Below are 19,357 nucleotides of genomic sequence, written 5' to 3'. Positions count from 1 at the left end.
ATCTTATTGGTCGTCCAGTGGAAAGACAAGGCGGTCGGTTGTGTCGAAATGAAAGCCAAGTTTTTGATAGTAAGGGATGGCGCCAGAGTCAGGTTCCTGGACCTCGATTTCAGTGCATCCCAGTCTCCGTGCATAGAATTCAGTTGTCAGTATCGCCATGGGGGCGATCCAGCCCCGCAAGGTGTGGGTCTTGCCAGTTCGTCCCTGCAAAAGGATGATTTTTATGCAGATCGTGCTTTTGCGCGGGGTTGCGTAACACAAGCCGCACAGTTCTCCTTCGTACCAAAAAGCCAGGTCCAGACCCTTTGCGTCTTTGGTTTTCCACTTCAGCACGTCATCCCATGGATAGCTACGGGCCCGCTCCACTGGTGGTATGCATTGATTGCTACAGGAGTAATTGGCTCAATTCCGAGTGATGTTGCTTCCACCCCGGCCGCTAATGCTTCCGGGTTCATAGATACGGCTCGGTGTGCAAGTTTGCGGGCTTCGGATTTGAGTGTCTGATTACGGAGCTCGGTACATTTTCCTTTTCTTCGCATTGTCTGAGTTCTGTTTGGATCAGGCCGCAGAAGGTAGCGAAGGCGGGGATACTCACGTAATCAGGCGTGGGGGACAGTCCTTGTAGGACGGTACTTACGTAAGTGAAGGACGTTGGTTTGGGCGAATTCAGGGTGATGCGACTTGGGAGCTAAAAGTTCGCTGCGACTACTCCTAAAAAAAGAAAACGGCGTCCTGTCGGACGCCTTTTTCTTTTTTGATTCAGGATTTTCTGCCCGACAACAGGCCGCTTGGCTCAAGCTCAGGTCCGCACGTAACGGCGACTTCAATAAACCTCCGTTGATTGGCTGACATATTTCCAGCCAGTCGGAGTGCTTTGAGGTGTAGTTCAACAATCAGAAGTAGCTTTGTCTTCCTCTTTTTATCTCTCACAGAGACCTCCATCCTGACGGGTACATTTTCGTTTGCCAATGTAATGACAGGTGTAAGGACTGCATAACCAGGCGCAGACGCTGATTTTTGTAGGGGCATGCCCTAATAGTTGTAGGACGCCAGCGAAAGCGACTCGACGGTCTTGTATTGCAAAGTCGGGTGCTCCAGTTTTGCCGCTCAATGCAGCCTCTGGAGGCGACAAATGAACCGCAATGGTATGCGCCCGATTCATCCCGGCGAAGTTCTGAATAAGGAATTCATGGAGCCGTTGGGCATGACCGTCATGGACTTGGCCATGCCCACGAACTGGCCTGAAACCGAGATCGAAAAGCTTGTGAAATGCCAGCTCAGGATCTGCGCCGATTTGGCAATCAGGCTGGCCATTCACCTCAACTTCACGCCTGAGTTCTGGATGAATCTTCAGTCGACTTACGATTTACGAAGGGCTCAGCTCCGGCATGCGGGCCTATAGCGATTGCAGCATCCGCGAAGCCCTTTTCCACCAAGTGGCCGGCACTGGGTGTTTTCGCTTTTCCCGCTCCACCACCATCTGTGGCACATCCTGCAGCCGAATCCACGGCTGGTTATTCCAGTGCAGCAAACTCAACGACATCTCGGGCCAATTCAGCAGGCTTAGCTGGGGGCGTTCACTTGTGGTGGGGTGCTGGGCGTCGCGCAGGGTGGGGATGACCTGATGGGTGAGCCATTCGCGTAGCGCTCGGTATTCGGGGCAGTAGTGATAGACGAGGAGGGCGTAGATGCCGGATTCGCTAATCAGCAGGGTGTTTTCGATCTGGTTGTGGACGAGGGTTTTGCGGGTTTGGTATTGGTCGGGGTCGAGTTTTCGCAGCATGCGTTCGTTGAGGTAGATGTGCAGCAGGCGGCCCAAGTCGCGGGCGGAGAACCAGGGTTGGTTCTGGATAAGAAGGGCGTGAAGGTGGAGTTTGTGGCGGATGAAGACGTTGGGAATTAAATAGCTTTCGTCCATGACTCGGTTCTCGAATGTGGTGAAGAAAGCTGCCTCTGATCGTCGCCAAACAAAAAGGGTGGCAGCTATGCGCGGATTGGCGAACCGGAACATTCGAAAACCGGCAGACGCGAAGGTCTCCCGCGCACAGCCGCCATAATTCGAGGTGGGAGTATTTCCCTCGTTCGAACATCATCGCGTTGCGTCAAATGTTGCCGGGTCGCCAAACCCAGTGCTGAACATTCAGCATTGGGTGAGCTTAGGAATCAGAGCTTCACGACGCAATCGGACGGCGGGGTTGCAAACTGTAGGATTCTGCCGAGAGTCGATAGCGAATCCTGAATCGCGGGAAGGTCGTTCCGACCTTCATTCGCGGGCAAGCCCGCTCCCACAAGGGGCCGCTTTCACAAAGACACGAGGTGTTACTCAGCCGGCGGCGTCAGCTTCGCTTCCATCTCAGCCACCTTCGCCTCAAGGCTCTCGAGCCGGGCGCGAGTGCGCGCCAGCACCACCATCTGACTGTCAAACTCTTCGCGGCTCACCAGGTCCAGTTTGCTGAAGGCACTTTGCAGCAGCATCTTGAACTGGCTTTCGATTTCGGCTTTTGGCAAGGGCGTGTCGCCGCTGAACAGGCGGGAGGCGGTGCCGCTCAGGGCGTCGAGGAAGTCTTTGGGCGCGAGCATGGGATATGTCCTGGAAACAATGGCCGGCAGTGTATCACGCAGTGTCTATAGTCATTGACGCAGGCACGGATGCACGCTTTTCGCGCAACTGGATGCACGGCCACGCACCGTTGTTGTGCGTATCCCGAGTGCCATTTGGGTGATGGCATCTGTGGCAGCGGCCAAGGGATTGAAATCAGTGGTTTTTGGCGAGATGGCAAGCTTTCTGCTTAGTCACCTTCGACCCATGCACTGATGCAGTCGCTGTGACGAATGCAGTGCGGCAGACGGAGCGGGGAGTTTCGTCTGGAGCGGTTAGCTGGCGTCGACAACGAAGCGTTACAAAGCCAGGCACTGCGCTTAGACTTGAGTCGGGTTTGTTTTCCTGGGGCAAGTCCACCAATTCGGGAGAGAGTTTCATGAAGCTAGTCACTGCCATCATCAAGCCGTTCAAGTTGGACGACGTGCGCGAGTCGCTGTCCGAAATCGGCGTGCAGGGCATTACCGTTACTGAAGTCAAAGGCTTCGGTCGGCAGAAGGGTCACACCGAGCTGTATCGCGGCGCGGAGTATGTGGTCGATTTTCTGCCCAAGGTGAAAATCGACGTTGCCATCGACGACAAGGATCTGGATCGGGTTATCGAGGCGATAACCAAGGCTGCCAACACCGGCAAGATCGGTGACGGCAAGATCTTCGTGGTCAATCTGGAACAGGCGATCCGCATCCGTACCGGCGAAACCGATACCGACGCGATCTAAGCGCCGCCACAAACCCAACGCCCCAGGAGAAAACAATATGACTCTGCGTAAATTCGCAGGGCTAGGAGCCCTGTTGTCTATCGTAATGCCCGGCCTGGCCATGGCGGCAGACGAAGTGGCAGCTCCAGTCCTGAACTCCGGCGACACCGCCTGGATGCTCACCTCCACAGCCCTCGTGCTGTTCATGACCATTCCCGGCCTTGCGCTGTTCTACGGCGGCATGGTTCGGTCGAAAAACATTCTTTCCGTGATGATGCAGTGCTTCGCCATTACCGGTCTGATCAGCGTCCTGTGGGTCATTTATGGCTACAGCATCGCGTTCGACACCACCGGCATGGAGCAGGGCGTCGTCAACTTCAACTCGTTCGTGGGCGGTTTCGGCAAGGCGTTCCTGGCCGGTGTCACGCCAGCGAGCCTGACCGGCCCGGCGGCGCTGTTCCCCGAGGCGGTCTTCATCACCTTCCAGATGACCTTCGCGATCATCACCCCGGCGCTGATCGTCGGTGCGTTCGCCGAGCGGATGAAGTTCTCCGCGATGCTGATCTTCATGGGCATCTGGTTCACCCTGGTCTATGCACCGATCGCGCACATGGTCTGGTCCGGCAACGGCGGCCTGATGTGGGACTGGGGCGTGCTCGACTTCGCCGGCGGCACCGTGGTGCACATCAACGCCGGTGTGGCCGGTCTGATTGCCTGCCTGGTACTGGGTAAGCGCAAAGGCTTCCCGACCACCCCGATGGCGCCACACAATCTGGGTTACACCCTGATGGGCGCGGCGATGCTGTGGGTTGGCTGGTTCGGCTTCAACGCCGGTTCCGCTGCGGCCGCCAACGGCACTGCCGGCATGGCGATGCTGGTGACTCAGATCGCGACCGCCGCTGCTGCTCTGGGCTGGATGTTCGCCGAGTGGATCACCCACGGCAAACCAAGCGCACTGGGTATCGCATCCGGCGTCGTTGCAGGTCTGGTCGCGATCACCCCGGCGGCTGGCACCGTGGGCCCGATGGGCGCCCTGGTGATCGGTCTGGCGGCAGGCGTGGTGTGCTTCTTCTGCGCCACCACCCTGAAACGCAAACTCGGTTATGACGACTCCCTGGACGCCTTCGGCGTGCACGGTATCGGCGGTATCCTCGGCGCGATCCTGACCGGTGTGTTCGCCGCACCGTCGCTGGGTGGCTTCGGCACCGTCACCGACATCGCCGCACAAGTCTGGATTCAGTGCAAAGGCGTCGGCTTCACCGTGATCTACACCGCGGTTGTCACCTTCATCATCCTCAAGGTACTGGATGCCGTGATGGGTCTGCGCGTGACCGAGGAAGAAGAATCGGTCGGCCTGGATCTGGCACAACACAACGAGCGCGGCTACAACCTTTAAGCACGTGCCGCAAAAAACTTGCCCGGCTTGCCGGGCATTTTTTTGTCTGGAATTTGTCATCCCTGATACAGCTGAAAGGATTTTTCGTACTGCTTTGGTCGTGTTTACGACGAGTGTTTTTCTGCGGCCAAAGGCTTACATCATTGAAGGAATATTAGGGCCTTTGTTTTTTTCCAGAGCGCGCTAGAATGCGCCCCGAACGTGCGGAGAACTGTATGTGGCAACAGACTCTGATAACCCTGCGGGCACGGCCCCGGGGCTTTCATCTGGTGACGGACGAGTTGCTCGCCGGCCTGCCTGAACTCAAGGCATGCCGGGTCGGTCTGTTGCATTTGTGGCTGCAGCATACCTCGGCGTCGTTGACCATCAACGAGAACGCCGATCCGGCGGTACGTCGCGACTTCGAACGATTTTTCAATCGTCTGATCCCACAAGGAACAGACGGCTATGAGCATAACGACGAAGGCCTGGACGACCTCCCGGCGCACTTCAAGGCCAGCGTGCTGGGCTGTCAGATCAGTTTGCCGGTAACGGCGGGCCGACTGGCACTGGGCACCTGGCAAGGCGTTTACCTGGGCGAGCATCGTGATCATGGCGGTGCCCGTAAAGTCCTCGCCACCTTGCACGGTGAAGGGGCATAAACCGTTGGTCACCAATGGTTACTGATTTTTTTCCGGCGACTTTCGACAGTCGCCAAAGCTGGTCTATAACTAATCTGCTTTTCGCAAGTCATGAGGTAGAACATGAGCGACGATGATCTGGAAAACGACGACCTCGAAGTAGGCGACGAAGACGAGGCCGAGGAAGGTCTGGAAGCAGCAGCGGAAGACGTTGCTGAAGACGATGGCGGTGACGATACGCCGGCCCCGGCTGCCAAAGGCAAGGCCAAGGCTGCAGTGTCGGTCGACGAGTTGCCGAGCATCGAAGCCAAGAACAAGGAGCGCGATGCCCTGGCCAAGGCCATGGAAGAGTTCCTTGCGCGCGGCGGCAAGGTGCAGGAAGTGGAGGCCAACGTGGTCGCCGATCCGCCCAAGAAGCCGGACAACAAGTACGGCAGCCGCCCTATCTGAGGTGTGTCGCTTGCTTGCTGAAAAAGCCCGCCGTCGCTGCGGGCTTTTTCATGCCTGGAAAAATGAAAGCGATGAAGACCCTGTGGGAGCTGGCTTGCCAGCGATGGCTGCCTGTCAGACAACATGGATGTTGAATGTGCTGGCCTCATCGCTGGCAAGCCAGCTCCCACAGAGGATGACGTGAATTCAGAGTCAGTGCCGGGCATTCCAGCGCGCGAGCACGGCAGGCAGATCGTTCAGGCTGCGAATCTCGGCATCCGGCAGGCGCTCCGCTTCCCAGACCTTGCCGGCCGGGTTGAACCAGATCGCTCGCAGACCGGCCTGCTGCGCCCCGGCGATGTCATCCCCCGGGTGGTCACCGATATGCACCGCCGCTTCGGCGCTTACGCCACCGCGTTGCAACGCTTCATGGAACAGTCGCGCATCCGGCTTGGCGATGCCGATGTCTTCGGCGCACAACGCAAACTTGAAGTAGTCCGCCAGCCCGAGCCGGCGCACATCGGCATTGCCGTTGGTGACCACGCCGAGTGCGTAGTGTTTGGCGAGGGTTTCCAGGATCGGCTCGACCTCCGGGAACACCTCGATCTGATGCCGCGCATGCAGAAACACTTCAAAACTCTTGTCCGCCAGCTCCGACGCTTCGCCGTGGGCGTAGCCGGCTTCCTCCAGTGCATGGAACAGCACTCGCCGGCGCAGCGCGCTGATGCGGTGCTTGAGTCCCGGCTCGTTGGCCAGCACCCGCTCGCGGATCGACCACAGATGCTCCACCGGCACCGCGCCGAGATTCGGCGCATGTTCGCCCAGCCATTCGCGCAATACCGCTTCCGCGCTGACGATCACCGGAGCGGTGTCCCACAGGGTGTCGTCGAGGTCGAAGGTGATCAACTGGATGCTCATGAATCGTCGCCTTTCATGCGTTTGGCCCGTGGATGGGCGCTGTCGTAGACCGCCGCCAGGTGCTGGAAGTCCAGGTGGGTATAGATCTGGGTGGTCTTGATGTCCGAGTGGCCGAGCAGTTCCTGCACCGCGCGCAGGTCTTGAGAGGACTCGAGCAAGTGGCTGGCGAAGGAGTGTCGCAGCATGTGCGGGTGCAGGTTCTGCCCCAGTTCGCGCTCGCCGGCGAGTTTGACCCGCACCTGAATCGCGCGCGGGCCGAGGCGGCGGCCGTGCTGGCTGACGAACACCGCATCGTCCGCCGGGTTGGTCAGCGCTCGCAGCGGCAGCCATTGCTCCAGTGCTTCCCGGGCCTTTTTGCCGACGGGCAACAGACGCGTCTTGCTGCCCTTGCCGAGCACCTGAACCATGCCGTCGGCGAGGTCGAGCTGGTCAAGATTGAGTCCGGTCAGCTCCGACAGGCGTAGGCCGGAGGAATAGAACAACTCCAGAATCGCCTGATCGCGGCGGGCCAGGAAATCGTCCTCCACAGCACCTTCAAGCAGTTGCAGTGCACGGTCGGTATCGAGGGTTTTCGGCAGCCGGCGTTCGCCTTTGGGCGGTGTCAGGCCGGTGGCCGGATCGTGGTCGCAAAGGCCTTCACGATTCAGATAGTGATAGAGCCCGCGCACCGCCGAGAGCAGGCGTGCCAGGCTGCGCGAGGACTGGCCCTGGGCATGCAGGCGGGCGATCAGGCTGCGCAGGCGCTGGATGTCCAGCGCCTGCCAGCTGCCGATGTTCTGTTTGTTGCACCAGCCGAGGACTTTGTCGAGATCGCGTCGGTAGGCCGACAGCGTGTGCGGCGACACCTGCCGCTCACTGCGCAGGTGTTCGCAGTAAGCGTCCAGTTGTCGTTCCATGCTCAGCGTACCGAGCGCAGGGAGCTGTTGACCCGTGGCAGCACGCGACCCATGACTTCGGCGATGTAGCTGAGGAACAGCGTGCCGACCGAGCTCTTGTAGTGCTGCGGATCACGGCTGGCGATGGCCAGAATCCCGTGGATGCCCTGATGGCTGACAGCGACCACGGCGGTGGAGCCGATCTGCTTGCGTTGCTCTTCGCCGAACAGGAAGTCCAGCTCGTGTTCACGCAGGCTGCCGCTGACGCTCTTGCCTTCGGTGAGCAATCCGCCGATGGCAGTTTGCGCGTCGGCGTGGGTCACCCAGCGGCCGACCGGGGCCGGGTTGTCGCCCAGCAGAATCAGGCTGACGAAGGGCACCTGAAAATCCTGGCGCAGGCTGTCTTCGACGCTGATCACCACGTCTTCCAGAGTGGCAGCATCCATCAGCGCGAGGATCAGGCGACGGGTCTTGTCGAACAGGCGATCGTTGTCCCGGGCCACGTCCATCAAGTGCGAGAGACGGTGACGCATCTCGATGTTGCGGTCACGCAGGATGGCCATCTGGCGCTCGACCAGCGAGACAGTATCGCCGCGCTGATGGGGGATGCGCAGGGACGGCAGCAGTTCTTCATGTTCGACGAAGAAGTCCGGATGAGCCTCCAGGTACGCGGCAACCGCTGCCGCCTCCAGGCTCTCGGACGCTGATTCACCGGACTGTCGGGCGGGTACCTGAGGCTTATCGGTCATGGCTTCTGCTCACTCAAAGACGCACTTGTCCTTCGTATACGCGCACTGCCGGGCCGGTCATCAACACCGGTTGGCCAGGGCCTGCCCATTCAATGGACAGGCGCCCGCCCGGCAGGTCGATCAACAGTGGCGAATCCATCCACCCCTGACTGATCGCAGCTACAGCAGCAGCGCAGGCACCGGTACCGCAGGCCTGGGTTTCCCCGGCGCCGCGTTCCCAGACGCGCAGTTGCGCGCGATGGCGGTCGATGACCTGGAGAAAACCGACGTTGACCCGCGCCGGAAAGCTCGGGTGGTGTTCGATTTTCGGCCCCAGTTCATGCACCGGTGCAGTGTTGATATCGCTGACCCGCAGCACCGCATGGGGGTTGCCCATGGACACCGCCGCCAGATCAACCGGCGTACCGTCGACATCGACCTGATAACTCAGGGCCTGTTCCGGCGCCTGGAACGGAATGTCCGCCGGCACCAGACGCGGGGCGCCCATGTTCACGCCGATCTGGCCGTCATTACGTACGTCCAGTTCGATGATGCCGCCCTTGGTCTCGACGCGGATCTGCCGTTTGGCGGTCAGGCGCTTGTCGAGCACGAAGCGGGCGAAGCAGCGCGCACCGTTGCCGCACTGCTCCACTTCGGAACCGTCGGAGTTGAAGATCCGGTAACGGAAATCCACATCCGGATTGCTCGGCGCTTCGACGATCAGCAACTGGTCGAAACCGATGCCGGTGTGTCGGTCGCCCCACATTTTTGCGTGCTTGGGCTGAATATGCGCGTGCTGGCTGACCAGGTCGAGAACCATGAAGTCGTTGCCCAGGCCGTGCATCTTGGTAAAACGCAGCAGCATGGGGTTACTCCGGCAGCAGGCTTTCGCCGGCAAACAGCTCGGCCACGGTCTCGCGGCGACGCACTTCAAATGCCTGATCGCCATCTACCAGCACCTCGGCGGCACGGCCGCGGGTGTTGTAGTTGGAGCTCATCACGAAACCGTAGGCACCGGCCGAATGCACGGCCAGCAGATCGCCTTCTTCCAGCGCCAGTTCGCGTTCCTTGGCGAGGAAGTCGCCGGTTTCGCAGATCGGGCCGACGACATCGTAGGTACGCGCAGCGGTCTCGCGTGGCTTGACCGGGGTCACGTCCATCCAGGCCTGGTACAGCGCCGGGCGGATCAGATCGTTCATGGCCGCGTCGACGATGGCGAAGTCTTTGTGTTCGGTGTGCTTGAGGTACTCGACCTGAGTCAGCAGCACGCCGGCATTGGCGACGATGAAGCGGCCCGGTTCGAACACCAGCGCCAGGTCGCGACCGACCAGACGCTCGCGCACAGCCTTGATGTAGTCAGCGGCCAATGGCGGCTCTTCATCGCGATAACGCACGCCCAGCCCACCACCGAGGTCGATATGGCGCAGGTGGATGCCGCAATCGCCGAGACGATCGACAAGATCCAGCAGGCGGTCGAGGGCATCGAGGAATGGCGGCAGAGTGGTCAGTTGCGAACCGATGTGGCAGTCGACGCCGACCACTTCCAGGTTCGGCAGGTGCGCGGCACGCACATACACGTCTTCGGCGTCGGCAATGGCGATGCCGAACTTGTTCTCTTTGAGACCGGTGGAAATGTACGGGTGGGTGCCGGCATCGACGTCCGGGTTGACGCGCAGCGAGATCGGCGCGCGAACGCCCAGCTCGGCGGCGACCACTTGCAGGCGCTCGAGCTCGTCGGTGGATTCGACGTTGAAGCAATGAACACCGACTTCCAGCGCCCGGCGCATGTCGTCACGGGTCTTGCCGACACCGGAGAACACGATCTTGTCCGGGCTGCCACCAGCGGCCAGAACGCGTTCCAGCTCGCCACGGGAGACGATGTCGAAACCGGCGCCGATGCGGGCCAGGACATTCAGGACGCCGAGGTTGGAGTTGGCCTTGACCGCAAAGCAGACCAGGTGCGGCATGCCGGCCAGCGCATCGGCGTAGGCCAGGTACTGGGCCTCGATGTGGGCGCGGGAGTAGACGTAGGTCGGTGTGCCGAAGCGATCGGCGATGGCGGACAGCGCCACACCTTCCGCGAACAGTTCCCCGCCACGGTAGTTAAAAGCGTCCATGGCGATCCTTAGTAAACGTCGTGCTTGTGTGCCTTGGAAACAGGCTGCTTTTGCGAAGACTGGGCTTGCTCGGCCGGGTCCTGATCTTCATCGGGCAGGTACAGCGGGCCTTTTTGACCACAAGCCGAAACAAGGCAGGCAACCGCGACGAGCGCAGCAAGGGAAGAGATCAGGCGCTTCATGGCGAAATCCTTGAAAATGCGTTAATTGCGCCGGAGTATACCGGCCACCCGGCAGCTTGCCTATGCGACGGAACTCCCGTCCGGCGGGGCTCGTCCGCAGGCAGGACGATCAAGTGCAATCCTTGCGGGAGCGAGCCCGCTCGCGATGGCTTCGGCACATTCAACATTCGGGTGCCTGATCTGCCGCTATCGCGAGCAGGCTCGCTCCCACCAGAGACAGTGCAGGCATGGTTGTTGGTCGTTATCCTTTGCAATCGGCTGGCAGCGTCCGTATCTTGCGGCGCTTGAGCCTGATCAGACATTTTTTGAGGTTGCCGCAATGAGTTTGTCCGAAGCCCGTTTCCACGATCTGGTCGATGAAACCCAGGAAAAACTGGAAGACATCTTCGACGACAGCGACCTGGACATCGACATGGAGAACTCGGCCGGTGTGCTGACCGTCAAGTTCGAGAACGGCACCCAGCTGATCTTCAGTCGGCAGGAACCGTTGCGTCAGCTGTGGCTGGCCGCGGTGTCCGGTGGTTTCCACTTCGACTACGACGAAGAAAGCGAACGCTGGATGTGCGACAAGAGCGAAGAGCAACTGGGCGAAATGCTCGAGCGCATCGTCAAGCAGCAGGCCGGCACCGAATTCGATTTCGAAGGCCTGTGATTTCGTGACTGACACCGCGCCCGCCCGTCCGCCGAAGCCGCTCTACAGCAACGTCAGCCCGGCCGTGCCTTCGCCGTGCACCGGCGTGTGCCGGCTGGATGAGCAGAAGGTCTGCCTCGGCTGCATGCGCCATGTCGAAGACATCCGCGAGTGGCGTTCGGCCGATGACGAGCGCCGCCGGGTGATTTGCGCGCAGGCGATGCAACGCCGGCAGCTCGCCGGAGCGTAGCTTGTATATTTTTTGAGCTGTGATAGTGTCCGGAAACGCCTCAACCCATCGAGGCCTGGTGAAAACCCCGTCTTTTTTGGCGGGGTTTTGCTTTTTTTGTGTGCAGAAGAAAGGAGTCTGCCCGGATCATGACCGCACCTTCCATCACCCTTACCCGTCTGGACGTGCAACGTCTGGAGCGCCTGATCGACAGCCTGGATGACACGCTGCCGGGCGTGATCGCGCTGCAAACCGAACTGGACCGCGCCGATACCCTGGTCGGTCACGATGAAGTGCCTGCCGATGTCGTGACGATGAATTCCCGTGTGCACTGCCGCGAAGAAAGCAGTGGCAAGGACTACCACCTGACTCTGGTCTATCCGAAGCACGCCAACGCCGACGAAGGCAAAGTCTCGATCCTGGCCCCGGTTGGCAGTGCGCTGCTGGGCCTGAAGGTTGGCCAGCACATCGACTGGCCGGCTCCGGGTGGCAAGACCCTGAAACTGACTTTGCTCGAAGTCGAATCGCAGCCGGCCAACGGCGGTGATTTCCCGGAGTAACCCGCCTCAGACCTGCTCGAGCGCCTCGTTCAGAGAGCGTTCCAGGTCGGCCTTGTAACGCAGATACAGATTGCTTGAACTCTGCCCGTCACCGATCACACCCGACAGGTCCAGGTCGGTGATGTAGCAGCGATAGCGCTCGGTTTCCCGGCGCTGTCCGACGATCTCCCGGGCGACCACGCTGAACAGCTGGTCGCCATGCTCCAGTTCGCTGAATTCCCGTTGATTGCAATACAGCGTGACCTGCACTTCGCCGGGCGCGGCTTTGCCGACGATCGCCTGCACGTCATAGAACGGTTTGTTGGCCGGTGTCTGCGGCGCCGGGCGCATTTCGACCCGCCGCGCGCGTCCAGGCCCTGATGGCAATAACTGGTAATACAAGATTTCAAGGCTGGCGGCGTGGCCCGCATCCATCGGCAGCAGCGCTTCGCGGCGGAACTGGATCGATTGCAGGAACCGCTGCAACGGCACCAACAGGCTTTGCTCGTCGTGATAGGGCAAGTGCTGTTGCCACAGCGCATTGAACTCGTCGAGTACATACAGCTCGGCAGTTTGCTCGGTGATCCGGTAGAACACTTGAATGCATTCGGGCTGGCCCATCGGCAGGATCAACGCCAGGTCGTGGTCTTCCAGCGCCATCGGGTCCAGGTGCAGCGGGCTGTAGTGCGGTTGTTCCTCACCCAGGTAATCAAGCAGTGCCGGCAGGGTGGCGAGGGCCACATGGCTGACCTGACCCGGCACCAGCTCCAGCACGTGGTAATGCTGTTGCACCTGGATCAGGTAGCGGTGATTAAGGTCGCTGAGCAACAGGGTCTGCGCGGTGTCGACGATTTCTTCCACCCGGCGGGCGATGAATTGCGCGCGGTTGTGACAGAAACAGCGCACCCGCAGCGATGGCTGTAGCGGTCCGCGTGGCAGGTTGTTGAGGTAATCGCGCAGGCAGTCCATCAGGGCATGCGGCCCGTCGAAGCGGTTGACCAGCACTTCGTTCCAGCTGTTGAGCGTGACCTGATCCAGGGTCAGCACCAGGTTTTCGCGCACGCCGGCGTAGCTCAGAGAATCCGTGCGCTCGGTGGTCATCAGGATGTTCAGGTCGCGGTGATGCTTGAGCGGGTCGACCCCGACATTCACCAGCATCAACACTTCGCTCGGCACGGCGGCACGCAGCAGCGGTTCTTCGGCAACGGTCGACAAGGGCAGGGCGATGCTCTGTTGCAGGCTGCCGAGCAGGTTGAACAGTTCGAACTCGCTCAAATCGCTGGTGCCAGGGTGCAGGGCCAGTCGGGTGCTGCTGTCGATCACGCCGTTGCGGTGACACCAGGTCAGCAGTTCCAGCAACTCACGGCTGCGCTTGATCGGCGCGAAATGTTCCCACTCCAGCGCCGTCAGGCTGCCGTTGTACAGGCCCCACTGGGTTTGCCCGGGTTCCTTTTTGTTCGGCGATTGCACCAGGGTCAGGGTGTCTTCGGCCAGATCCGGGGCGATGCCGGGGTTGATGAACTCGACCTTGTCCGCCTTGCGTTCGAACGCGGCGTACAGTCGTCGACCGAGGACGTTGAGGTCGCGCTTGTTGATCAGGCTGACAGTCTGTTCGGTGCGGGCGAACTGGGTCAGGAAGCGATAGCTGTAGTTCAGCTCGTTGACCAGCGCCCGACGCTCGGCGCTGACCTGACGGACTTTCCACTGGCTGCGGCTGTCGAGCAGCGCCAGTTGCCGCTGATCCCAATGCCATTCACTGGCCAGTCTTTCCAGCAATGAGCGTTGCCAGCTCTGGGTGCGGGTGTTGCCGGTAAGCTTGCGGTTGACCTTGAGATACAGCGCCCGTCGCACCAGTTCCAGGCGCTCCGGCTCGTTGCGCGCAGTGAGGTATTCCTCGATCCGCCGGTAAACCACCATGTACGGGTCCAGCTCGTCGAGGTCCAGCCGATTGGCGAACACGGCCTGCTTGAAGCGCAGGCTCAGGCACTGCACCTGAGGATGCTCGCTGGCGTAGACCTCGGTCAGCAGCAGCTTGAGCACCGACTTGTAAGGAGACTCGATGCCCTTGAACAGTTGCCACAGCCCGGCGCCGACGAACTCGCCCGGCGGAATGTGCGCCATCGGCCCCAGGTCGAGGGTTTCATCGTTGCGGATGAAGCGCTTGGAAATCAGGGTGTGGGTGTACGCGTCGTAGGCACGTTCTTCGTAGACCGGCACCAGCCACCAGATCGGCGTGCGCCCGGCGAGCCAGATCGCGGTACGGTAGAACTCGTCCAGCAACAGATAGTGCTGGGTGGTGCCGCAATCTTCGGAGCTGAGCTGGGTGTCGCGCTCGCCTTTGACGAAGCGTGTCGGGTCGATCAGGAAGAAATGCGCCTCGGCGCCCTGGCTCGCGGCCCAGGTTTCGAGCAGCTGGCATTTCTTGCGCAGTTCCGCCAGCTCACTGTCGCTCAGGTCGGGGGCGTGGCAGACCCACACGTCCATGTCGCTCTGATCGGCCTGTGCCAGCGTGCCGAGGCTGCCCATCAGGAACAGACCGTGAATCGGCCGTGGCGGGTTACTGCCGTGACGCGGCTTGTAGGAAAACGAACGCGTCAGGCGCTGGGCTTCGGTGAGGGCGGCGGCGTCCGGCTCGTAATTCGACAGCCCGGCCGGCGTGCTGCCCGAGACATAGCCGGGCAGCAGCGGATGATTGACGTGAAAGAACAGCGGCAGCAGCGTCAGCACACTTTGCTGGCGCGTCGACAGGCCTTCCAGCGCCCGGTTCAGGCGGCCTTCGTTGAGTTTGAGAAAACGTGCGCGTAGCTGGCTGAGTACCTTGCGGTCGATGCCTTCGTCCAGGTCGGGGCGGATTTCATGGGTGCGGGTCATGTCGGCTCAAACCGGCGCGCAGGGCTCGGAGGCAAGGGGTCTCGGGTGTCCGGGAGTTTAGCGCCTGAGCGGCAGGAGTTTTAAGCTGAATTTGTTTTTTGACGTCAGATTTCTATCGCGCAGCGATGGGTGACGTTGATGGCTGGCCCGCGGAAATCCCGTGGCAGGGGTTTCCGTGGGCAAAGTCGGGAGGATCAGGCGGTTTGTTGCTCTTTGAGAATCGTCAGTACGGTTTGCACGTTTTGTGCAGCATCGCGACCGAGGCTGGTCAGGTAACCGCCATCAGGCTGGTCTGTCAGTTCTTTTTCAAAAAGGCGTTGGGCAGCAGCAATGTGCTTCGGGGCAGCGGTCTGATGAATTTTCAGACCTTCCTGGGAACTGTCCAGGTTGAAGAGTGCGAGGACTTCCAGTTCGGCAACCAACTCAGGGGTAAGCGACATAAGGACTCCAGACTTTCTAGGAATTGGACGACAGCGCCCCTAAGGTGAACCTGCCGGCGCGGCCTGTCCAGTACGCGCGTCAGGGTTTTTGTCCCGGGGTGGATTCCAGTGTAGTCAGGGGGCGGCAGAAGGCCCCGCAGATGGGTGACAAATTGTGTGGGAGCAGGCCTGCTCCCACAGCGAGGGGCCGTTTACTGCTTTTCCGGTGGCAGTTCCGGCAGTGCGCGCAGCGCGGTTTCGTACCACTCGGTATCGAACGCGCGGTCATCGTCGAGCATTGCGTCGATTTCACAGGCCAGCACGTGGGCCATCAGATTCAGGATGTCGTCACGCTCGTAACCGACCAGCGTCAACTTGTTGAAGGTTGCCTTGGCCGCTGGCGGGTTGTCGCTTTCGATTTGGTTCTCGATCGCTTCGATCAGCGTCGATTCGGTGAACTCTTCTTCATCATTGTCGATGTCAGTCGGCTCGCTCATGGCAGGCTCCTCAAGGAAAGGCGCCAGTTTACCCGCATTCAGCGGCGTGATGCTGCTGGCAGGATTTCCCGGAGCGATCTATAAACAGGCACTGCCCACCCCGCACGGCCTGGAGGCTATGTGATGTTCAAGCTCTATGGATTCTCCGTCAGCAACTACTACAACATGGTCAAACTGGCGCTGCTGGAAAAAGGCCTGCCGTTCGAAGAGGTCACGTTCTACCCGACGCCAACGCCTGAATCCCTGGCCATCAGCCCGCGCGGCAAGGTGCCGGTGCTGGGGGCTGAAGGCGGGTACATCAACGAAACGATGGTGATGCTCGAATACCTCGAAAGCAGTCAGCAGGGTGTCCCGCTGTTGCCGACCGAGCCGTTTGCCCGCGCCCAGGTGCTGGCGGTGGCCAAGGAAATCGAGCTGTATATCGAGTTGCCGGCCCGTGCCTGTTACGGCGAAGCGTTTTTCGGTACGGCGCTGCCGGAGGCGATCAAGGAGAAAACCAAGGCTGAATTGCTGCTGGGCTTTGCGGCGCTGGGGCGTCACGGCAAATTCGCCCCGTATGTGGCGGGTGACACCCTGAGCATTGCGGACTTGTACTTCCTCTACAGCGTGCCGCTGGCGGCTGCCGTGGGGCACAAGCTGTTCGGTCTGGATTTGCTGGCGGAGATGCCGAAGGCCAAGGCGCTGCTGGAGCGACTTGAGCAGAATGCGCACGTGCAGAAGATTGCCGCGGACAAGGATGCGGCGATGCCGGCGTTTTTGGCGATGATCGCAGCCAAAAAGTAGAAATTTGTAGCGTTCTGAAATCAGTCATCGCGGGCAAGCCCGCTCCCACAGGGTTTTCGGTTGAAACACAATTGCGTGTTCGACACTGAACCTGTGGGAGCTGGCTTGCCAGCGATGCTTTTGGCTTTTAGCGGCTGGCGATCAGCGCCTGACCACGAACCACGGCAGCCTTGACCTGCGCCGGCGCAGTGCCGCCGATGTGGTCACGGGCATTCACCGAGCCTTCCAGGGTCAGCACGGCAAACACGTCCTGCTCGATCTGGTCGCTGAACTGACGCAGTTCTTCCAGGCTCATTTCTGCCAGATCCTTGCCGGTGTCGACGCCGTACTTCACGGCGTGGCCGACGATCTCGTGGCAATCACGGAACGGCAGGCCGCGGCGTACCAGGTAGTCGGCCAGATCGGTGGCGGTGGAGAAACCGCGCAGCGCCGCTTCGCGCATGATGGCGTGCTTTGGCTTGATCGCCGGGATCATGTCGGCAAAGGCCCGCAGCGAGTCGCGCAGGGTGTCGGCGGCGTCGAACAGCGGCTCCTTGTCTTCCTGGTTGTCCTTGTTGTAGGCCAGAGGCTGGCCTTTCATCAGGGTCAGCAGGCCCATCAGGGCACCGAACACACGACCGGTCTTGCCACGTACCAGCTCGGGCACGTCCGGGTTTTTCTTTTGCGGCATGATCGAGCTGCCGGTGCAGAAACGGTCCGGCAGATCGATGAACTGGAACTGCGCGCTGGTCCACAGCACCAGCTCTTCAGAGAAACGCGACAGGTGCATCATCGCGATGCTGGCGGCCGAGCAGAATTCGATGGCGAAGTCACGGTCGGACACGTTGTCCAGCGAGTTGCCGCCGACGGCGTCGAAGCCCAGCAGTTGCGCGGTGTATTCGCGGTCGATCGGGTAAGTGGTGCCGGCCAGCGCGGCGCTGCCCAGCGGCATGCGGTTGGTGCGTTTGCGGCAGTCGACCAGACGCTCGTAGTCGCGGCTGAGCATTTCGAACCAGGCTAGCATGTGGTGCCCGAAGGTCACAGGCTGGGCGGTCTGCAGGTGGGTGAAGCCCGGCATGATGCTCGCGGCTTCGCGCTCGGCCTGCTCCAGCAGGCCTTTTTGCAGGCGGGTGATTTCGCTCAGGATCAGGTCGATCTCGTCACGCAGCCACAGGCGGATGTCGGTGGCGACCTGGTCGTTGCGGCTGCGGCCGGTGTGCAGCTTCTTGCCGGTGACGCCGATGCGGTCGGTCAGGCGTGCTTCGATGTTCATGTGCACGTCTTCGAGGTCGACGCGCCAGTCGAACTGGCCGGCCTCGATTTCGCCCTGGATGGTCTTCAGGCCATCGATGATGCTGTCGCGCTCGGCATCCGTCAGCACGCCGACCTTGGCCAGCATGGTGGCGTGGGCGATCGAGCCCATGATGTCGTGGCGATACAGGCGCTGGTCGAAAGTGACGGAGGCGGTGAAGCGGGCGACGAAGGCGTCGACGGGTTCACTGAAGCGGCCGCCCCAGGACTGATTGGTCTTGTCAGTGCTCATGAATTCGCTCGTATCGGCTTGAAGAAAGAAGGCGTGAAACGCTGGCGCGGATAATAACAGGGTTGCCAATCCTGTCGCTGACACTGGTCGATACGTTTTTTTCTCATTCGGTCCGCCATAGTCGTCGGCGTCCCCGGGGGATTTGCGCAAGGATATTTTTCGATTGAGCAATATCGGCCCGACGAGCGTCTACAGTAGGACATAGGGGTCGGGTGAGCACGGATCGGGCAAAGGTCCGGCCACCGACTATAAGAAGAGAGAGGGGTGGGTGTATTGGCCATTGGCATACCTTGCGTAAAACGCAGTCGGCGACGGGCGCCAGGCGGTACGTTGCAGGTGTCGGCAAATATTGCCGGCCGACGTACGGCACTTTTTGGTGCTCGCGCTAGTCTTAGCGTGGATCGCGGTGACGGACGTCACTCCACTTGTCTACGCTATCCTTGTGCGAGACTCACGCAGGAATCCAGCGCAATATGAATGTCCTGATCGTTGATGACGAACCACTGGCCCGCGAGCGCCTCAGCCGAATGGTGAGCGAGCTCGAGGGCTACACAGTCCTGGAGCCCAGCGCCACCAATGGCGAAGAGGCGTTGGCGCTGATCGACAGCCACAAGCCGGATATCGTGCTGCTCGATATCCGCATGCCGGGCCTCGATGGCCTGCAGGTGGCTGCCCGTCTGTGCGAACGCGAAACCCCGCCGGCCGTGGTGTTTTGCGCAGGTCCCGATGAATTTGCCGTGGAAGCCCTGCAGGCCAGCGCCGTGGGCTATGTGGTGAAACCCGTGCGAACCGAACATCTGCATGACGCCCTGAAACGGGCTGAACGTCCCAACCGGGCCCAGCTCTCGGCCCTGACCCGTCCAGCCGCCGAAAGCGGTAACGGCCCGCGCAGTCACATCAGCGCCCGAACTCGCAAAGGCATCGAACTGATCCCGCTGGATCAGGTGGTTTATTTCATTGCCGACCACAAATACGTGACGTTGCGTCACGAGGGTGGCGAAGTCCTTCTGGATGAACCACTCAAAGCGCTGGAAGACGAATTCGGCGAACGCTTCGTGCGGATCCACCGCAACGCGCTGGTCGCCCGCGACCGCATCGAGCGACTGCAACGCACTCCGCTGGGCCACTTCCAGTTGTTCCTGAAAGGACTGAACGGTGACGCGCTGATCGTCAGCCGTCGACATGTGGCGGGCGTGCGCAAAATGATGCAGGGGCTTTAGTCCGCAGGCTCCGGGCGGTTCTTCGTTCTTTTAACCAGGCATCGCAGGCCAGGGAGGCCACGCCGTTTCTGATTCAGGTCAAAGT

The 19,357-nt window shown here is 60.6% G+C and carries 23 protein-coding genes; 10 read left to right on the top strand and 13 right to left on the bottom strand.

Annotated elements, in window-relative coordinates; translation table 11 throughout:
* Positions 1-3 precede the first annotated feature (3 nt).
* Complete coding sequence (locus IHQ43_RS29645) at positions 4-333, bottom strand: GNAT family protein (RefSeq protein WP_244142232.1); 330 nt, start codon at positions 331-333, stop codon at positions 4-6.
* Positions 334-1,132: 799 nt separating this feature from the next.
* Here IHQ43_RS29645 and IHQ43_RS28295 point away from each other — a divergent pair.
* A complete protein-coding gene (locus IHQ43_RS28295) occupies positions 1,133-1,402 on the top strand; it encodes a HigA family addiction module antitoxin (RefSeq protein WP_192562821.1) in 270 nt (89 codons plus the stop codon).
* Here IHQ43_RS28295 and IHQ43_RS28290 read toward each other — a convergent pair.
* On the bottom strand, positions 1,397-1,918 hold the full coding sequence (locus tag IHQ43_RS28290) for a BRO-N domain-containing protein (RefSeq protein ID WP_192562820.1): 522 nt from the start codon (positions 1,916-1,918) through the stop codon (positions 1,397-1,399). The two genes, IHQ43_RS28295 and IHQ43_RS28290, sit on opposite strands and share 6 nt — an antisense overlap.
* Positions 1,919-2,319: 401 nt before the next feature.
* Positions 2,320-2,580 carry an accessory factor UbiK family protein gene (locus IHQ43_RS28285; protein ID WP_007920416.1) on the bottom strand — a complete coding sequence of 87 codons (261 nt, stop codon included), beginning with the start codon at positions 2,578-2,580 and terminating at the stop codon, positions 2,320-2,322.
* A 398-nt stretch (positions 2,581-2,978) separates the two neighbouring features.
* On the opposite strand from IHQ43_RS28285, the gene glnK reads away from it, so the two are divergent.
* The 4 genes from glnK to sutA all read left to right on the top strand — a co-directional run bounded on the left by glnK (position 2,979) and on the right by sutA (position 5,762).
* On the top strand, positions 2,979-3,317 hold the full coding sequence (gene glnK / locus IHQ43_RS28280; protein WP_002555808.1) for a P-II family nitrogen regulator: 339 nt from the start codon (positions 2,979-2,981) through the stop codon (positions 3,315-3,317).
* Between the two features lie 37 nt (positions 3,318-3,354).
* Positions 3,355-4,692, top strand: coding sequence for an ammonium transporter (locus IHQ43_RS28275; RefSeq protein WP_179693297.1), 1,338 nt, complete (start codon positions 3,355-3,357; stop codon positions 4,690-4,692).
* 215 nt (positions 4,693-4,907) lie between these two features.
* Positions 4,908-5,333 (top strand): secondary thiamine-phosphate synthase enzyme YjbQ, encoded by a 426-nt coding sequence (locus IHQ43_RS28270; protein ID WP_039765261.1) that lies wholly within the window; start codon positions 4,908-4,910, stop codon positions 5,331-5,333.
* A gap of 102 nt (positions 5,334-5,435) precedes the next feature.
* On the top strand, positions 5,436-5,762 hold the full coding sequence (gene sutA / locus IHQ43_RS28265) for a transcriptional regulator SutA (RefSeq protein ID WP_016772583.1): 327 nt from the start codon (positions 5,436-5,438) through the stop codon (positions 5,760-5,762).
* Positions 5,763-5,954: 192 nt separating this feature from the next.
* Here the strand turns inward: sutA and IHQ43_RS28260 are convergent, their stop codons facing one another.
* The 6 genes from IHQ43_RS28260 to lptM are packed head-to-tail and all read right to left on the bottom strand — an operon-like array spanning position 5,955 to position 10,561.
* Positions 5,955-6,659, bottom strand: a complete 705-nt coding sequence (locus IHQ43_RS28260) for an HAD family hydrolase (protein WP_192562819.1) — start codon at positions 6,657-6,659, stop codon at positions 5,955-5,957.
* On the bottom strand, positions 6,656-7,555 hold the full coding sequence (xerC, locus tag IHQ43_RS28255; RefSeq protein WP_192562818.1) for a tyrosine recombinase XerC: 900 nt from the start codon (positions 7,553-7,555) through the stop codon (positions 6,656-6,658). Before xerC ends, IHQ43_RS28260 begins: the two co-directional genes overlap by 4 nt.
* A gap of 2 nt (positions 7,556-7,557) precedes the next feature.
* A complete protein-coding gene (locus IHQ43_RS28250) occupies positions 7,558-8,283 on the bottom strand; it encodes a DUF484 family protein (RefSeq protein ID WP_007951894.1) in 726 nt (241 codons plus the stop codon).
* Positions 8,284-8,296: 13 nt separating this feature from the next.
* Positions 8,297-9,127 (bottom strand): diaminopimelate epimerase, encoded by an 831-nt coding sequence (gene dapF, locus IHQ43_RS28245; protein ID WP_192562817.1) that lies wholly within the window; start codon positions 9,125-9,127, stop codon positions 8,297-8,299.
* 4 nt (positions 9,128-9,131) lie between these two features.
* Positions 9,132-10,379: a diaminopimelate decarboxylase gene (gene lysA, locus IHQ43_RS28240; RefSeq protein WP_007951889.1), complete on the bottom strand. Its 1,248-nt coding sequence runs from the start codon at positions 10,377-10,379 to the stop codon at positions 9,132-9,134.
* An 8-nt stretch (positions 10,380-10,387) separates the two neighbouring features.
* Complete coding sequence (gene lptM / locus IHQ43_RS28235) at positions 10,388-10,561, bottom strand: LPS translocon maturation chaperone LptM (protein WP_007951888.1); 174 nt, start codon at positions 10,559-10,561, stop codon at positions 10,388-10,390.
* Between the two features lie 319 nt (positions 10,562-10,880).
* Between lptM and cyaY the strand changes: the two genes are divergently transcribed.
* The 3 genes from cyaY (at position 10,881) to rnk (ending at position 11,981) form a co-directional block, all read left to right on the top strand.
* Positions 10,881-11,213, top strand: coding sequence for an iron donor protein CyaY (gene cyaY, locus IHQ43_RS28230; RefSeq protein ID WP_007951887.1), 333 nt, complete (start codon positions 10,881-10,883; stop codon positions 11,211-11,213).
* Positions 11,214-11,217: 4 nt separating this feature from the next.
* On the top strand, positions 11,218-11,442 hold the full coding sequence (locus IHQ43_RS28225; protein WP_096817341.1) for a DUF1289 domain-containing protein: 225 nt from the start codon (positions 11,218-11,220) through the stop codon (positions 11,440-11,442).
* A 128-nt stretch (positions 11,443-11,570) separates the two neighbouring features.
* Positions 11,571-11,981, top strand: a complete 411-nt coding sequence (gene rnk / locus IHQ43_RS28220) for a nucleoside diphosphate kinase regulator (protein ID WP_007951886.1) — start codon at positions 11,571-11,573, stop codon at positions 11,979-11,981.
* A 6-nt stretch (positions 11,982-11,987) separates the two neighbouring features.
* Here rnk and IHQ43_RS28215 read toward each other — a convergent pair whose 3' ends face one another.
* From IHQ43_RS28215 to IHQ43_RS28205, 3 genes are all read right to left on the bottom strand, one after another.
* A complete protein-coding gene (locus IHQ43_RS28215) occupies positions 11,988-14,831 on the bottom strand; it encodes a class I adenylate cyclase (protein WP_192562816.1) in 2,844 nt (947 codons plus the stop codon).
* A gap of 194 nt (positions 14,832-15,025) precedes the next feature.
* Complete coding sequence (locus IHQ43_RS28210; protein ID WP_007951883.1) at positions 15,026-15,271, bottom strand: TIGR02647 family protein; 246 nt, start codon at positions 15,269-15,271, stop codon at positions 15,026-15,028.
* Positions 15,272-15,462: 191 nt separating this feature from the next.
* Positions 15,463-15,747 (bottom strand): hypothetical protein, encoded by a 285-nt coding sequence (locus tag IHQ43_RS28205; protein ID WP_192562815.1) that lies wholly within the window; start codon positions 15,745-15,747, stop codon positions 15,463-15,465.
* A 123-nt stretch (positions 15,748-15,870) separates the two neighbouring features.
* Between IHQ43_RS28205 and IHQ43_RS28200 the strand changes: the two genes are divergently transcribed.
* Complete coding sequence (locus IHQ43_RS28200; protein ID WP_192562814.1) at positions 15,871-16,530, top strand: glutathione S-transferase family protein; 660 nt, start codon at positions 15,871-15,873, stop codon at positions 16,528-16,530.
* Positions 16,531-16,657: 127 nt separating this feature from the next.
* Here IHQ43_RS28200 and argH read toward each other — a convergent pair whose 3' ends face one another.
* Complete coding sequence (argH, locus tag IHQ43_RS28195) at positions 16,658-18,052, bottom strand: argininosuccinate lyase (protein WP_011336517.1); 1,395 nt, start codon at positions 18,050-18,052, stop codon at positions 16,658-16,660.
* 473 nt (positions 18,053-18,525) lie between these two features.
* Between argH and IHQ43_RS28190 the strand changes: the two genes are divergently transcribed.
* Positions 18,526-19,272: a LytR/AlgR family response regulator transcription factor gene (locus IHQ43_RS28190; RefSeq protein WP_007951875.1), complete on the top strand. Its 747-nt coding sequence runs from the start codon at positions 18,526-18,528 to the stop codon at positions 19,270-19,272.
* Positions 19,273-19,357 lie beyond the last annotated feature (85 nt).

The organism is Pseudomonas gozinkensis (assembly GCF_014863585.1).
GTDB classification, from domain to species: domain Bacteria; phylum Pseudomonadota; class Gammaproteobacteria; order Pseudomonadales; family Pseudomonadaceae; genus Aquipseudomonas; species Aquipseudomonas gozinkensis.
Note: the sequence above shows the minus strand (reverse complement) of the source record. Positions and strands in the feature narration are given on the sequence as shown.